This window comes from Terriglobus sp. TAA 43, assembly GCF_000800015.1.
Lineage (GTDB): Bacteria > Acidobacteriota > Terriglobia > Terriglobales > Acidobacteriaceae > Terriglobus.
Genome location: NZ_JUGR01000004.1, coordinates 1 through 14,543, shown reverse-complemented (window position 1 = coordinate 14,543; position 14,543 = coordinate 1). Strand labels below are relative to the sequence as shown.

The 14,543-nt window shown below is 58.0% G+C and carries 14 protein-coding genes and 4 tRNA genes; 8 read left to right on the top strand and 10 right to left on the bottom strand.

What is annotated here, in order from left to right:
- Positions 1 to 29: 29 nt before the first annotated feature.
- From M504_RS19330 to M504_RS19305, 6 genes are all read right to left on the bottom strand, one after another.
- On the bottom strand, positions 30 to 1,019 hold the full coding sequence (locus tag M504_RS19330) for an RNA polymerase sigma factor (protein WP_232296378.1): 990 nt from the start codon (positions 1,017 to 1,019) through the stop codon (positions 30 to 32).
- 152 nt (positions 1,020 to 1,171) lie between these two features.
- On the bottom strand, positions 1,172 to 2,455 hold the full coding sequence (locus M504_RS19325) for a PQQ-dependent sugar dehydrogenase (protein WP_047497493.1): 1,284 nt from the start codon (positions 2,453 to 2,455) through the stop codon (positions 1,172 to 1,174).
- Positions 2,456 to 2,518: 63 nt separating this feature from the next.
- Positions 2,519 to 3,088, bottom strand: a complete 570-nt coding sequence (locus M504_RS19320; protein ID WP_047497490.1) for a GNAT family N-acetyltransferase — start codon at positions 3,086 to 3,088, stop codon at positions 2,519 to 2,521.
- Positions 3,089 to 3,104: 16 nt separating this feature from the next.
- The gene (locus M504_RS19315) at positions 3,105 to 4,076 is read right to left on the bottom strand and encodes a hypothetical protein (protein WP_052201085.1); all 972 of its coding nucleotides are present in this window, start codon (positions 4,074 to 4,076) and stop codon (positions 3,105 to 3,107) included.
- A gap of 42 nt (positions 4,077 to 4,118) precedes the next feature.
- Complete coding sequence (locus tag M504_RS19310; RefSeq protein ID WP_047497488.1) at positions 4,119 to 5,507, bottom strand: DHA2 family efflux MFS transporter permease subunit; 1,389 nt, start codon at positions 5,505 to 5,507, stop codon at positions 4,119 to 4,121.
- A complete protein-coding gene (locus M504_RS19305; RefSeq protein ID WP_047497955.1) occupies positions 5,491 to 6,063 on the bottom strand; it encodes an isochorismatase family protein in 573 nt (190 codons plus the stop codon). The genes M504_RS19310 and M504_RS19305 overlap by 17 nt, the downstream gene beginning before the upstream one ends.
- Positions 6,064 to 6,129: 66 nt before the next feature.
- Between M504_RS19305 and M504_RS19300 the strand changes: the two genes are divergently transcribed.
- Positions 6,130 to 6,750: a TetR/AcrR family transcriptional regulator gene (locus M504_RS19300; protein WP_198137713.1), complete on the top strand. Its 621-nt coding sequence runs from the start codon at positions 6,130 to 6,132 to the stop codon at positions 6,748 to 6,750.
- On the opposite strand, the gene M504_RS19295 is transcribed toward M504_RS19300, so the two are convergent.
- Positions 6,747 to 7,892: an acyltransferase gene (locus M504_RS19295; RefSeq protein WP_052201083.1), complete on the bottom strand. Its 1,146-nt coding sequence runs from the start codon at positions 7,890 to 7,892 to the stop codon at positions 6,747 to 6,749. The two genes, M504_RS19300 and M504_RS19295, sit on opposite strands and share 4 nt — an antisense overlap.
- A gap of 108 nt (positions 7,893 to 8,000) precedes the next feature.
- Complete coding sequence (locus tag M504_RS19290; protein WP_156994048.1) at positions 8,001 to 8,843, bottom strand: hypothetical protein; 843 nt, start codon at positions 8,841 to 8,843, stop codon at positions 8,001 to 8,003.
- 133 nt (positions 8,844 to 8,976) lie between these two features.
- Here M504_RS19290 and M504_RS19285 point away from each other — a divergent pair, with 133 nt between their 5' ends.
- On the top strand, positions 8,977 to 10,332 hold the full coding sequence (locus M504_RS19285) for a D-arabinono-1,4-lactone oxidase (protein WP_047497946.1): 1,356 nt from the start codon (positions 8,977 to 8,979) through the stop codon (positions 10,330 to 10,332).
- 65 nt (positions 10,333 to 10,397) lie between these two features.
- On the opposite strand, the gene M504_RS19280 is transcribed toward M504_RS19285, so the two are convergent.
- Positions 10,398 to 11,171, bottom strand: a complete 774-nt coding sequence (locus tag M504_RS19280; RefSeq protein ID WP_047497481.1) for a hypothetical protein — start codon at positions 11,169 to 11,171, stop codon at positions 10,398 to 10,400.
- Positions 11,172 to 11,385: 214 nt separating this feature from the next.
- Positions 11,386 to 11,967 (bottom strand): hypothetical protein, encoded by a 582-nt coding sequence (locus tag M504_RS19275; RefSeq protein WP_156994046.1) that lies wholly within the window; start codon positions 11,965 to 11,967, stop codon positions 11,386 to 11,388.
- Positions 11,968 to 12,246: 279 nt separating this feature from the next.
- Here M504_RS19275 and M504_RS19270 point away from each other — a divergent pair.
- The 6 genes from M504_RS19270 to tuf all read left to right on the top strand — a co-directional run bounded on the left by M504_RS19270 (position 12,247) and on the right by tuf (position 14,543).
- Positions 12,247 to 12,322, top strand: a tRNA-Thr gene (locus M504_RS19270).
- 35 nt (positions 12,323 to 12,357) lie between these two features.
- Positions 12,358 to 12,444, top strand: a tRNA-Tyr gene (locus M504_RS19265).
- 252 nt (positions 12,445 to 12,696) lie between these two features.
- Positions 12,697 to 12,771: transfer RNA gene (locus M504_RS19255), tRNA-Thr, on the top strand.
- Between the two features lie 40 nt (positions 12,772 to 12,811).
- Positions 12,812 to 12,886 (top strand) — tRNA-Gly (locus M504_RS19250).
- A 32-nt stretch (positions 12,887 to 12,918) separates the two neighbouring features.
- The gene (locus tag M504_RS19245) at positions 12,919 to 13,227 is read left to right on the top strand and encodes a hypothetical protein (RefSeq protein ID WP_047497476.1); all 309 of its coding nucleotides are present in this window, start codon (positions 12,919 to 12,921) and stop codon (positions 13,225 to 13,227) included.
- 128 nt (positions 13,228 to 13,355) lie between these two features.
- Complete coding sequence (gene tuf / locus M504_RS19240) at positions 13,356 to 14,543, top strand: elongation factor Tu (RefSeq protein ID WP_047492748.1); 1,188 nt, start codon at positions 13,356 to 13,358, stop codon at positions 14,541 to 14,543.

The window sequence follows — 14,543 nt, the reverse complement described above, 5'->3', positions numbered from 1 at the left end:
TCTGTCGAATTGGCTTTCTCATCGCTCACCTACATCACCTTCCTCTCTGTGCGTCCGAGCATGCGCGCCAACTCTGCGCGACCCCGGCTTATTCGGCTCTTTACGGTGCCCTCCGGCACACGCAGAACCGCGGCAATCTCTCGATAATCCATGTCCTGCAGATCGCGCAGAATGACAGCCTCACGCAACTCCGGCGAAAGCTGTTTCAGCGCATGCTGGATGCGAACACGCATCTCCTGCCGCGCCACCTGCTCCATCTGGTTAGGCCGCGTGTCGGCCAGACGCTCCGCCATGGTGGGGCCGTCTTCGTCGTGCAGGTTTTCGTCCAGCGAATCCGTGGCGCGATCCAGGCGTGTGCGGCGGAAGTGGTCCACCAGCATGTTTCGCGTCAGCGTGGTCAACCACGTTGTAAACGCGCCTTTTTCCGGATCAAACCCCGGCAGATTCTTGTAAACCTTCAGGAACACATCCTGCGTCAGGTCTTCCGCATCCGTGGGCGATCCCGTAAAGCGATAGCAGATGCCGTACACCCGGCGATGCTGCGCAACAACTAGCTGCTGCCACGCAGACGAATCGCCGCGCAGGCACGCGTACACCAGCCGGTGCAACGCCTCCAGTTCCTGCGCCTTCGCCGCGTCCATCACGGGCGCAGACGGCGCAGCCGCATTCCACGGCTCCAGATTCCGGCTTTCCTCTGGTGTACGCTGCAAACTCTGTCCCTCTGCCAGTTGCGACAGTGTACCGTGCGAGTCGCTCGCTGCCGATGCCTCCAGAGGCACATCCGTTAACACACCGCGGCGATCCCGGATCACCGGCAGGTCCCGCTCGCGCAGACTAACAATGTTCGCCTCGGAATCCTTCTTCGCACGCCTCGGCGTTTTCACTTCCTTAGCCGCAGCGACCGGGGCTTCAACCACAGGCAGTGGCGACAGAACTTTTGCCGAACGGGGCGCAGCTGGCATCTTCCAGCCCGTCATCCCGGGGAACATCGGCGTCATCGCAATGGACAGCGTACCCATGAAATGCAGTACGCAAGGAGTTGCGATTCAGTTCCACACGGAAGCATTCTTTTTCACAGGCAAATGTGCCTCTGACACCAAAGTGGGACGAACGCCGAAGCATCCGTCCCACTCTTTGCTAAATCCTGTGTTTCTTTGAATTTCAGACGGATTTAGTTCTGTTTCCCCACCCACGTGACGCGCCAGACCGTATCCGCCCCATCTTCGACCACAATAATGGCACTATCCTTTGCTACCGCAACGCCCACAGGCCGTCCCCAGACCTTGCCATCGGGCGTCGTGAAGCCCGTCAGAAAGTCTTCATACTCGCCGAGCGCCTTACCGTTTTTTACCGAGATGCGAGCCACTTCATATCCAGTGCGTTCCTTTCGATTCCATGAACCATGCTCCGCTGCAAAGATGTCGCCCTTCGCAATGCCCGGTACATTCTTGCCCTCATAAAACGTCATCTGCAGCGAGCCGTTATGCGGCTGCATCAATACATCCGGTGTAATCACCTTAGCCTGCAGCTCCGGGTGCTTCCCAGCATGGCGCGGATCCTGCTTGCCTCCCATGTACCACCAAGGCCAGCCGTAGAACCCACCCTCCTGCACATGCGTGATGTAGTCGGGCACCAGGTGATTGCCCAGCAAATCTCGTTCATTTACGCTGCACCACAGGTCGCCCGTTTCCGGTTGAATGGCCTCGCCCACGCAGTTGCGAATGCCATACGCAAACACCTTCACAAACGTGCCATCCGGTTTGTACTCCAGCACATCCGCACGATTCTTCTCCGCAGGATGTGTATCAGGATCATCCACGTTCGACCCTGACCCCACAGACACAAACATCCTCTGGCCATCCTTCGCAAACACTACATCGCGTGTCCAGTGGCCGCCGCCCGCAGGGATACCCGTCACCACGGTCTCGGCCGCGCCCGTGGCTTTCAGATCACCGCTCTTATACGGGAAACGAACCACGGAATCCGTGTTCGCGACATACACATACTTGGGGTTATCCGCAGGCCAGAAGTTGATGCCAAACGGCCTGTTCAAGCCCGTCGCGAACACCTCGCGCTGTGCCGCCCGGCCATTTACGCCCACGCCACGCAACACAATCACCGATCCCGCCCCCGAATCTGCCAGGAACAAATCGCCATTCGGAGCTGTACGAATCAGCCTCGGAGTCTTGAAATCACCCTCGGCGTACAGTTCCACGCGATACCCGGGTTTCGCAATCGGGATCGCTCCGTTGCGTGGGGCGAGCTGCGGCCCATTTGCAACCGTCTCATCCGGATGCGGCGCGGGCAAATCGGCCAGCGTAATGTGAATGCGATTGCCGGGCTTTTCATCCACGGCATCTTCAAAGGCGGTCTGTCCTGTCTTCGTCTGGGCGGCAAGCGTGGAGGCAAACAAAACAGCAGAACAAAAAACGGCGGCGCGACGGAAGTTGTCCATGCCCAAATGAAATGCCCAGCGCACACATTTTGCAACTGCAATCGAACGCCATGAATCGGCTGTTCAAGATGTCGTTTCGACACCCTTCAAAAGCTTCACCATGTGGACAATCGGAAGCAGGCTGCCGTTCGGGAGAGGCACCTCGATGCGCTCTTCCTCCCGGTATCCCTTCAGCGCATACAGCGCCACCCCCGTCAGCGTGGAACCCATCTCAAATCGCCCAAATCCGGCGTTCTGCGCAGCGTTTTCGCAGTGCTCCAGAATCAAGGAGCCCAAACCCTGTCGCGCCCATTCTGGATGGATAAAGATTGCGCGAATCTTTGCAGCATCGGCTGTCGGATCAAGCACCTCCGGGATCCTCCCCGGTCCATGATCGCTTCCAAACAACGTCTTGCGAAAGCTCCATCCACCACACCCGGCAATCACCGTCGGCTGTTCTGCGGGACATGCCACAAAGTACGTCTGATCCTGGATCAGTTGCGTGTCCACTCCGAATACATGCCCTAGAGCGCCATCCCTCTGCTCTGCGGTGTACTCGTTCGTTTGCAACTGCCGCACAGAAGCTTCAATCAACTGGTGTAGCGCAGGAATGTCCTCCAGCGTCGCGACACGGATGTGAAACCGAGCACTCATCGCAGTCCGCTAAGCATTACTTCCCGCCCACCGCTTCACTCAGCAGCGAACGCGAAACATCGCCCGTAATCACCACGCGACTCTTCTTCTGCTCCACCGAAAGCGAAGCAAACGCCTGGTGCAGCGCCGCATCCTGCGGCGTCGCCGTGCCCTGCGAGAATCCGCGCGCAATTTGCAGAATGGTCGCCAGATTCGCCGCTGTCTGCATCGCATCCGCCTCAGAAGCAGCAAGCTCCTCCACCCGCAGTTGCAAACTGCCACGGAACGCAAGCGATGCGATGAAGTCCGTATCCTCGCTCATCGGCAAGGTCACACCGAACACCTGGATATTGCCGCGATCGCTGAACGGCAAACCCACATGACCAATGCCCCACGCCAGCGCGAAGTAAGGCACCTCACGATATCGCAACGACAACAGTGACGATCCCGAGAACGGTGACGCTCCCCCTGCATAACGATCAATCACAGAATGAATCTGTTCCGGCGTGGGCATGTTGCTCGCGACAACCATGTCGTATCCCAGCGCGCTCACGCGCATCACGCGGCCTTCACTGCCGGGAACGGTGTACACCGTATGCCCGGCGTAATTCTCCGTCGCAACACTGTTCTTCTGCAGATACTCCGTCAGCTTGCGCGAATCAAAGCGCCCTTCCATCACGCCCGTATACGCCACCACGCCATTCGGCCCATTCGGATCGGGCATGCGATGCAGCGACACGGCAATGCGATCCAAATCGTGTTCCCAGTGGAATCCGGTGCCGTCCAGAAACTTCGCATACTCCGGCGAAGGCGTAACGGGTTTCTCATCGAAGTGGGTCGCCGCGCGCACCGGCTTCAAACTCATGTAAACAATCGCGTCGGATTCCGGCAGCAGACGCGCCACCTCAGGCGGCGCATGAAAGCGCAGCACCAGCGCCACGATCAGCACCACAATCAGCGCAATGGGAATACCCAGGGAATACAGCCGGCGTTTTCGTCGCGGTTCCACTCCACAGCAGAATAGCGCGACCGGCACGTTTCCGCCGTATTTCTATGCGTCGGCTTGCGAAGCACGCAATGGAAGGCGCAACGTGGCCGCCACCACTGCCAGATTGATCAAGCAAAGAAACCCGAACACCCAGGCAAACGCTACAGGTTGCGTTCCCTGTTCCATACCCCATGCCAGCAACGTCGCGCACAGCGTTGTGAGCGTCGGCCCGCCCAGTCGCTGCACGATGTTCATCGATGTCGTCGCCATTGGCAACTCTCTGCGCGGCACCGCAAGATACGCTGCCGTTATCGAAGGCAATCCGATCGCGCCTTGCCCCATGCCACGCAAAAACAGCGCAACCACCAGCACAGGAATACTCAAACCGCGCATGGGCATCAACACAAACGGAATCGTCGTCAACGCAACAATCGAAGCCCCGACCACCGCCAGTCTGCGAATCCCGAATCGCTCCTGCAACCAACCGTTCGACGGATACACCAACAGCATCCCCAGCCCAAGCGGCACCAACAACCATCCCACCTTCGCGGGTGACAACCCCATCTGCCGCACCAGCAGATATGGCAGCAGCAACTGGAACGAATACACCGCACCGTTCGATAGAAACTGTGTCATCGCAGCGACGCGAAACGTTCCGTGAAATAGCTTCAGATCCACCAGCGCATCGTCTCCGCGAAGCCGTGCACGGCGCACGAACAACACAAAGCACAACGTCGCTACGAACAATAACGCCAACCCCATGCGTTCACGCACATGGTCCGCGCCATACAGAAACAGCACCATACTCGGGGAAAGAATCGCTAATCCCAACAGATCCAGCGACCGCGGATTACGCTCTGCCTCATCGTTCGGCAACAGGAACATCGCGCACAGCACTGCAACGACACCCACCGGCACATTCACCAGAAACAGCCAGTGCCACGACGCATGTTGCAGAATCGCGCCCGCAATCACCGGCCCCACCAGAGGCCCCAGCAAAATCGGCAACGTCGCATAGCCCATCACGCGTGCCATGTTCTTGCCCGCCACGCGCGCCATCATCAACTGCGCCATCGGAGCCAACAGCCCACCGCTCAGCCCCTGCAGCACGCGAAACGCTACTAACATCTCCGCGGACGACGCGGCTGCACACAACGCTGAGGACACTGTGAACGTCGACAGGCAAATCATGTACAAACGCCGCGCACCGATGCGGTCCACAAGCCAGCCATTCAGCGGCAACATGAATGCCAACGCCAGCAAATAGCCGCTCGTCACCCACTGCATCACAGAAAGGTTGCTATGCAGATCCCGCACCAGCGTGGGCAGCGAAACATTCACCACCGTCGCATCCATCTGCGACAGGAACGATCCCATAACGGCGACCGCTCCCACCTTCCAGATCAGCGCCGTATCCGCGCGTTCTGTAACGACGCTAGACAATGGCTGCAATCACCTCATCCGTCGAACGCACCAGCCCCGCACGAGGAAAGATGTTCTTAAACGCAAAGTCCTGCATCTCTGCGCTGAACGTGGCGCACGCATCTTCCACCACAACAAATGCGAAGCCCAGACCAGTGCCCTGCCGGAACGTCGACTCCACGCCGATGTTCGTTGCAATGCCCGCCAACACAATCGTCTCCACGCCGCGCGCACGAAGCTCTGCCTCAAGGTTCGTCTGCGCAAATGCACCCCAGTGCCGCTTCGCAATCACCAGGTCACCATCCTGCTTCCCGGCCTCAGGAACAATCTCGCTGGCCATCGCCGGAATATCCTTCGGAAGCTGGGTTGGCTCATCGGCCTGCGGCTGCATGAAGTCCTGCAAGTTCACGTGTACATACACCACCGTGCCGCCCTTCGACCGCAACGCCTCTGCCATGCGCCGCGAACGTTCCACCACATCCTTCGCCGCATGGGGCTGCACATCGCGCCCCACAATGGCGTACTGCAAATCAATCAGAACCAGCGCCGTCTTTTTCGCGTCCAGTGAAAGTGTCTTATCCGCCATGCCTGTCATCTCCTATTCACAAAACATGAGGACATCCTCACATTTTGCTATTGCTAGAATATGAGGGTGCCCTCAACTTCGTCAATCCCGGTACGCCGCGCCCCGCAGCAAGATCGCGCCACAAAGCGCGTGGAGGCGTTTCTTGGCGCTGCCGAATCGCTCTTTGTAGAGCAGGGATACGAAGGCACCACCATGACGGCGGTGGCAGAACGCGCCGGTTCTTCCATCGGCGCGCTATACAGTTATTTCCCTGATAAAGTCGCGCTGGCACGCGCTTTAGCTGCGCAATACGCTGATGCGCTGGGCGCCTACTGGGAACCTGAGTTTGAGCAACTTTCAGGAGCCTCCGCAAAGAAATTCGCGGACCGCTTCCTGGACAGCTTCCTCGAATTCACTGCAAAGCAGCCAGCGTATTGGCAATTGCAGGCAGCGCCCGTGCGCTTCCGTCGCGATCCCGCCACACGCCATGCCTTCCGTGTAGTGCTGCAAAAAGCTTTGCAACGTTGCGCTCCGCAACTCGATGACGCACGCGCCTACCTTTGCGCGAACACCGTGCTGCAAATCACCAAAGGCATGGTCACGCTCTACGTGGACAGCACCACCGCAGACCGGCCCCGCGTCGTCACTGAATTCAAGACAGTGCTCTCGCTCTATCTCAAAAGCGTCTTCGCTGAAAAGCAGAATTAGAGCGCCGGATCGACACGCATCTCGGCATCCAACTCCTTCGGCTTTTCTCGTAATGAGCGATCACGCAACCAAATCGCAGGCCGTTCCACCACAACATGCAACGCCACTGCCGCTCCCAGGCAAACCACTGCATACATCAGCCACGATGCAGGCCCATGCGGTTCTGCAATGCTCGGCACATGCAACATCACAAAATGCGCCACAGGCTTGTGCGTCAAGTACAGTGCAAAGGCCAGCGTGGCCAGCATCTCCGCCCCCGGAACACGTACACGCGCAAGCCATCCCTTCTCACTCATCGCAGACGCAGTCACCATGCCAAGCCCCAGTGACAGCAGCGGAAACCCAATAATCACGCCCCACTTCGCCGGTCCCGAATCACTCCCCAGATCCTGTCCGCGAAACATCCATATAACTGCTGAAACACAAGCAATCCCAGCAAGAAACAATAAGTGCCCGCGTCGCATCCACGCCCTCCACCACTCAGGCCGGAATGCATTTACCAACGCAAGACACACACCCACAACCAACCCATCTAACCGCGTATACGTGGGGTAATACACACGTTCATACACCGCATCGGGATACTGATGCACCAACCACCACCGCAGTGCAATGCCACCAGCGACGACAAACGCAATCAGAGAAATGGTTTTCGACACAGACGGTTTGCGCATCATCAGCAACACCAACCACGGCAACACCAAATAGAAGTGCTCTTCCACACACAGCGACCACGCATGAGAAAACGCGCGTGTGCTGAATGTGAAGCCGAAGTTCATGGTGAACGTAAGAAACTTCCATAGCGACGGCAACTGCGGATAGTCGCGCCAGGCAGGCACTAGAAAGTACAGCGCCACCACCACGAAATACGCAGGCAGAATGCGATACGCACGTCGCAGATAAAACTCACGAATCGAAGGCCGCTTCCCGCGTGGATACGGCTTCAGCAGCTGCCTCCCAATCAGGAACCCGCTCAACACAAAGAACAGGTCCACGCCCATGAAGCCGTAGTACGTCACCGGCAATAAAGCCTGCGGCAACTCGCCAAAGATGGTCAAGTGATACAGCACCACCACCAGCACTGCAAAAGCGCGCAGCGTATCCAGCCCATGCAGACGGGAGATTGAGGCGTTCGATGTCATGTGTGAGGGCAGCCGCGGATCAGTGCCAGAGCAACTTCAGCCTAATCGACTTTCGTTACGCGCAATACGTTGCAAACTGGATTCCCTCGTCGTGGGAATCGGGCCATTCTATTCCGAAATAGAAAATGTATAAATCTTCCCGGCGTGCGCAATGCCTGGCGCACCAGCGGAACCGGGAGCAAGCACGCCGTACTCACCCTTCTGCAAATCGCGCGGCACGGTGAATCCAAACAGACGCGAACTTACCTTGTGAATCGGAATGTCCACGGTATCGCGGTCCGCATTGGTTTCTGCGTGGAAGACGTTCCCTGTCTTCACACGAAATTCACGACGGTCGCTCTTCTCATGAAAGCGCAGGATCACGTACTCCACCGCATCCACCTGCATGCTCGGCGCAAGGATCATCATCTCCGTGCCGGGTGAGATTTTCAGGTGCGACTTCGGCCCGGTCACAACACCGTTCTCATCCTTCTTGACGATGTCGTGGGTCAGAACGCTTTTCAAAGCACCACCATCGCGATACTTCACCAGCTCCGGCCCAACCAGTTCCCACTGGCCCTGCGCATTCTTGAAATACACGCCCGGATCATCGCTATTCACTGACAGCGGAGTCACCTCCACCGGCGCCACCGGATGTGTATCCAGTCCGCTATTCTTCCCCAACATCGCAGAGATCACCGCCTGCGACACTCCCGCGTCCTTTAACGCAACAAGATCGTCCGGCCCCGTCTTGTACTCGCCCGGCTGCGAACGCACCGTCTGAAGGATGATGCCGTCCTCCAGCCCCGCCCTGCTCATCTTCACAATGGCGTCGTTGGTCAGCACGGGACTATGCTGCTTGGCCGCAACCTTTCCGCCGTCAGACAATTGCGGCAACGGTCCCTCAACGCCACTCTGCGCATACAAAAGTGGCGTAACAACAAAAACAGCGGAAAGAAGTAAACGACGCATCAGGATGAAGGACTCCGCAAAGCAGAATGACATAGATAGAGACGATCCGCCCGCACTATTCGGGTACACGACCGTCCCAATTCGACTCGCACCAATCCCTCCGTGTATACAGTCTTCGCGAAGGAGCATGAGCATGAATCGACGCGAACTGTTGCAAACAGGAGCCATGGCGCTTGCCACAGGTGGCACCACACGGTGGATGATGGGACAAGGAAATGCCATGAACGATCACGCTGCCGTACCGCGCACCAACTGGGCCAAGAACCTGCATTACAGCACCAACCGCGTCTACGCACCCACCGACGCGGCGCAGGTGCCGGAGATCGTCAAGGCAAACGCAAAGCTCAAAGGCCTTGGTTCGCGCCACTGCTTCAACAACATCGCCGATTCCACCGCCGCACAGATCTCCATGCGCGAAGTGAAAGGCATCTTCATTGATGCAGCAGCGAAGACCGTCACCGTCGGCGCAGGCATTGCCTATGGCGAACTCGCACCCACCCTCGACAGAGCCGGATTCGCACTCGCCAACCTCGCCTCGCTACCGCACATCTCCGTTGGTGGCACCATCGCCACGGCAACCCACGGCTCCGGCGTACACAATAAGAACCTCTCCTCCGCCGTCCGTGCATTGGAAATCGTCGAAGCCGACGGCAGCATCGTCCATCTCTCCCGCGACCACGATGGCGACCGCTTCCGCTACGCTATCGTCCACCTTGGAGCCATCGGCGTCATCACAAAAGTTACGCTCGACATCCTGCCGCGTTACGACATGTCGCAGGTCGTCTATCAGAACCTGTCATTCAATGAACTGGAGCACAACCTCGAAGCCATCATGGCTTCCGGTTACTCCGTCTCACTCTTCACAGACTGGCAGAAGAACCGCGTCAATCAGGTGTGGATCAAGGACAAGGCAACGGCACAAAAAGAGATGCCGCCTATGTTCTACGGGGCGACGCTGCAAAAACGCAAAATGCACCCCATCGACGACCATCCCGCGGACGCCTGCACCGAACAAATGGGCACCATCGGCCCGTGGTATCTGCGCCTGCCGCACTTCAAGATGGAGTTCACGCCCTCCAGCGGTGAAGAGATTCAAACAGAATTCTTCGTCGCCCGCAGCGATGGCTACAAAGCAATCCGCGCCGTCGAAAAACTGCGCGACCGCATCACGCCGCATCTGTTCATTACAGAACTGCGCTCGATCGCGGCAGACGACCTGCCCATGAGCATGGCCTACCAGCGTGATTCGCTCGCCATCCACTTCACCTGGAAGCCCGAACCGGAAGCTGTACTGAACGTACTGCCCGACATCCAGAAAGCGCTTGAGCCGTTTGGCACACGCCCTCACTGGGGCAAGGTCTTCACCACTGACCCCACCTATCTCCACAAGCAATACGCGGAACTCGACCACTTCCGCGCCTTCGCCAAGGAGATGGACCCCAACGGAAAATTCCGCAACGCCTACCTGGATCGCAACATCTTCGGCTGAGGCTGAGATGCAAAAAGAAGCCCGGCGAAATGCCGGGCTTCTTCATTCGAAACAGTGCGTAATCGTTACTTCTTCGTTGCTGCAGGTTTGGCGGCGTGGTTGGCAATACGCGTGACGGATCCGTCCGGCATCACGATGTACTTATCGCCCGACACTTCCTCCAGGTACGAGTTGGTCGTGCCGATCCGTGTGACCTCACGCGCCTCCGTCTGACCGGGAGCGGTGAGGACGAAGTGCTTCCCATCCCCTTCGTCCTGCACGGGCGACTTACCAACTGCCGGTGGCGCGGGCGCAGGTGTAGCAGCGGCGGCAACGGGAGCCGGCGGTGCTCCGGACATGGGCGCACCCGTGTACGCTTCAATCTTTCCCGTCTGGCGGAAGTGGATATACTCCGGTCCCTTGATGCCGGCGACACATTGCGAGTAGGCGTCTGTACCGACTTGCTGGCTCATAGCGGTCGTGCTGGCAACGTTGTCGCTGTTGCGATCAGTGCGTTGCGTTGCGCCGGTCGCCGCAGCTGTGTTGGCGCCATTGTTGTTCCCATAGCCCCACCATCCGCCTCTGCGAGAGATTGCGCTTGTAGCAATCCCCGTCGCGCCAGTGACGGCGCCTTGTTTCATCTTGTCGTTGTCCTGCTGATGCTCGCGTTTGTGTAGGGTGTCCTGCTCGGTTGCCAACTGAGAGTTGGCTTGTCCGCGGCAAGTCGCCATCTGTTCCGATGTGATGGGCATCATTTCCATCGTGATGCCATCTGCGGGGGCAGCTTGCGGGGCTTGTGCGAGTGCGGGGAGAGCGGCCAAGAGTGGGAGAGTGAGAGTTACAACCAGAAAATTCTTCATTGAGGCTCCTTGCATACAGCGATCAGTACGACGAAGCAACGGGAGGGACTTCTTTTGAGAATTCTGGAGAATGCTACGCCGCAAGGTCTTCACGGTGCAATGAATATTTGGCCCGTTTCTTCGGATTTTTAGCGGTCTCCCCGGGCACCAGGTATCAGTCCGCCGGAACCGGTGCGTGCCTCCATTCAGCGGCACGCACACGATTCCGAAACTGCTATTTAGCCGACGGGATGACCGGCGGTGCAGCCAATGATCCCGGAGGTAGCGTGCCGCCCTCGCACAGCGTCTTCATATTCCCCAGCATCTTCGTAAACCGCGCGGTGCGATTCGCAATGTCCTTCTCCCGCGCCGCGTCGTCCGCCAGCATGCTGTTGTCGAACAGCAGCGTGTAGAAGATGCGCGTGGTCGTCGGCGTCAGCGCCCGTGCCTCCAACGTGCCGTGGTACAGGTTGTACGTCACGCCTTCGCGCACGGGCTGAGTGTAGGTGTAGCTGTACTGTGTCTTGGCCACCAGGATTTCGTTGCCAATCGACCGCACCGTGCCGAAATCCCCTTCGCCCGACAAAATCTTGCAATTGGGAATGCCCCATTCGCCAATGTCGCAATACTTGCCAATGCGCGACCATACCTTATCCACCGGCGCATTCACATCAATATGCATCGGCACGGAAACATAGTGCGGATTCGGCACCTGCAATGGAGCTGGAGCAGGACGGGCCGCAGGAGCAGCCGGTTGCTGCGCATAGAGCGCCGTAGCGCCAAACATTAGTACGGACAGGAGAGCAACAGGTTTCATCGGACGGTTCATCCTCGTGGAAATTGGTTTCAGGGAAGCAGCGGAATAATACTTCGCGAAGGAAACAAATGTCGCTCACAACAACGTAAAAATCAGCCCTGGAGCACGTGGCGTTTTTCACGTTTTGCCTCTCAGAAGCCTTCCAAGCGCGCCCTCGCCCCACCCCGGGAATTTGTGCTAAAGTCAAAGACAGCGCTGCGCAGGTCATGGCAGCGTTGTTTGTTGTGCGTGCGTTTGTTTTGGGCCGGTACACTTCGCGTGGGCTGGCGGCAGAGATGGGCTGGCGTAGCTCAGCCGGTAGAGCATCTGATTTGTAATCAGAGGGTCGGGGGTTCAAATCCCTTCGTCAGCTCCAGCATCCCGATTCCCAGGCAACACAACAGGCGAAGTGCACAGGTGGCCGAGTGGTTAATGGCAGCAGACTGTAAATCTGCCACGCAACGCGTTACGAAGGTTCGAATCCTTCCCTGTGCACCATAAGATTTAAGGGGATCTCAGATGTATGAGAACCTCGAAAGATGAAGATGGACGGACCGGGATCACAGCAGCGAATGTACGTCGCGCTTGGGGTGATCGCAATAGCCGCCATCGGAGTCTGGCTCACCATGGAACCCGGAAAATACCGGAGCCTTGGGTGGGTGTTGTTAGGGTTTTTCGCGTTTCGCGTGCTCTTGGGCAGGCAAAGCGCGGTTCGAAGAGGGCGCGACCAACGGCCTTCAACGAAGTAGGGCTGATGTAGCTCAGTGGCAGAGCACTCCCTTGGTAAGGGAGAGGTCGAGGGTTCAATCCCCTCCATCAGCTCCAGATTGCAAAGCTATTAGCTAACAGCTAACAGCTTTAGGGCGCGGGAGTAACTCAGTGGTAGAGTCACAGCCTTCCAAGCTGTTGGTCGCCGGTTCGATCCCGGTCTCCCGCTCCAGAGTTTTAAAGTAGGAGTCCCCAGGACACGGCATGTACGAGCAAGCAACCATCGCAGTCGAGAACCAGCAGGCATTCGACGCCGTCAAATCGGCCATCGACAACTCTTTCTCTTCGGCAAAGGTATCGGACTTCCTCAAGTCGCTCGATCGCTCGAAGCTGCGCATCCGCGAGTTCGAAGATGTTCTCCGCGCAGGCAAGCTGGGTTCCGGCACAGAACAGGCCTACAACAGCCTGAACAACGGCGACCAGGGCATGATTCGCGAGCTTTACCTCTCCACGTTGGAGAAGGTAGATCCGACCTATCGCCAGAAGTATCTGAAGGTCTACGCCTACTACTGAGGCCAACGGACATCCCCGTAAAAGTTTCCCTGGGCTTGGAGCCGCACCGTGCGGCAGCCCGCACCACGTTCTGAAACCATCTTTGGAGCCGCCTGGCAAACGGCTTACAACTCAGGAGCAAGAGAGCAATGGCGAAGGAAAAATTTGACCGTAGTAAGCCTCACGTAAACGTTGGCACGATTGGTCATATCGATCACGGCAAGACGACGTTGACAGCGGCGATCACGAAGGTTCTTTCGAAGCACAACCCGAAGAACAGCTTCCGTTCGTTTGACACGATTGATAACGCACCGGAAGAGCGCGAGCGTGGTATCACGATCTCGACCTCGCACGTGGAGTACGAGACGGCGAACCGTCACTATGCACACGTTGACTGCCCGGGCCACGCTGACTACATCAAGAACATGATCACGGGCGCAGCGCAGATGGACGGCGCGATCCTGGTGGTTGCAGCGACCGACGGCCCGATGCCCCAGACGAAGGAGCACGTTCTGCTCGCTCGTCAGGTTGGCGTGCCGTACATCGTTGTGTTCCTGAACAAGTGCGATGCTGTGGAAGATCCCGAACTGATCGACCTGGTCGAGATGGAAGTTCGTGAACTGCTCAGCAAGTACGAGTTCCCTGGCGATGACGTTCCTGTCATCCGTGGCTCGGCTCTGGGCGCGCTGAACGGCGAAGCTCAGTGGGAAGCAAAGATCGACGAGTTGATGCAGGCCGTGGACGACAACGTTCCGCAGCCTGACCGTCTGGTCGACCTGCCGTTCCTGATGCCGATCGAAGACATCTTCTCGATCTCGGGCCGTGGAACTGTAGTGACGGGCCGTATCGAGCGTGGTCGCATCAAGGTTGGCGAGCCGGCACAGATCGTGGGCTTCCGCGATACGCAGGCGACGACCGTGACCGGCGTTGAAATGTTCAAGAAGCAGCTGGACGAAGGTCTTGCTGGCGACAACGCAGGTCTGTTGCTGCGTGGTACGGCGAAGGACGACGTGGAGCGCGGCATGGTTCTGGCGAAGCCGGGATCGATCACGCCGCACACCGTGTTCAAGGGCGAAGTGTACGTTCTGTCGAAGGAAGAAGGCGGCCGTCACACCCCGTTCTTCAACGGCTACCGTCCCCAGTTCTACTTCCGTACGACGGACGTAACGGGTTCGGCAAAGCTGCCGGAAGGCACCGAGATGGTGATGCCAGGCGACAACGTGGCTCTCGAGATCACGCTGCACACACCGGTTGCTATGGAAAAGGGTCTGCGCTTCGCCATCCGTGAGGGTGGACGTACCGTAGGCGCTGGCGCTATCTCAGAAATCGTTAAGTAA

Bases quoted from the DNA above. Each gene is read 5' to 3' on its own strand.
- M504_RS19330 (WP_232296378.1), bottom strand. From the start codon at position 1,019: ATGGGTACGCTGTCCATTGCGATGACGCCGATGTTCCCCGGGATGACG.
- M504_RS19325 (WP_047497493.1), bottom strand. From the start codon at position 2,455: ATGGACAACTTCCGTCGCGCCGCCGTTTTTTGTTCTGCTGTTTTGTTT.
- M504_RS19320 (WP_047497490.1), bottom strand. From the start codon at position 3,088: ATGAGTGCTCGGTTTCACATCCGTGTCGCGACGCTGGAGGACATTCCT.
- M504_RS19305 (WP_047497955.1), bottom strand. From the start codon at position 6,063: ATGGCGGATAAGACACTTTCACTGGACGCGAAAAAGACGGCGCTGGTT.
- M504_RS19295 (WP_052201083.1), bottom strand. From the start codon at position 7,892: ATGACATCGAACGCCTCAATCTCCCGTCTGCATGGGCTGGATACGCTG.
- M504_RS19290 (WP_156994048.1), bottom strand. From the start codon at position 8,843: ATGCGTCGTTTACTTCTTTCCGCTGTTTTTGTTGTTACGCCACTTTTG.
- M504_RS19285 (WP_047497946.1), top strand. From the start codon at position 8,977: ATGAATCGACGCGAACTGTTGCAAACAGGAGCCATGGCGCTTGCCACA.
- M504_RS19280 (WP_047497481.1), bottom strand. From the start codon at position 11,171: ATGAAGAATTTTCTGGTTGTAACTCTCACTCTCCCACTCTTGGCCGCT.
- M504_RS19275 (WP_156994046.1), bottom strand. From the start codon at position 11,967: ATGAAACCTGTTGCTCTCCTGTCCGTACTAATGTTTGGCGCTACGGCG.
- M504_RS19245 (WP_047497476.1), top strand. From the start codon at position 12,919: ATGTACGAGCAAGCAACCATCGCAGTCGAGAACCAGCAGGCATTCGAC.
- tuf (WP_047492748.1), top strand. From the start codon at position 13,356: ATGGCGAAGGAAAAATTTGACCGTAGTAAGCCTCACGTAAACGTTGGC.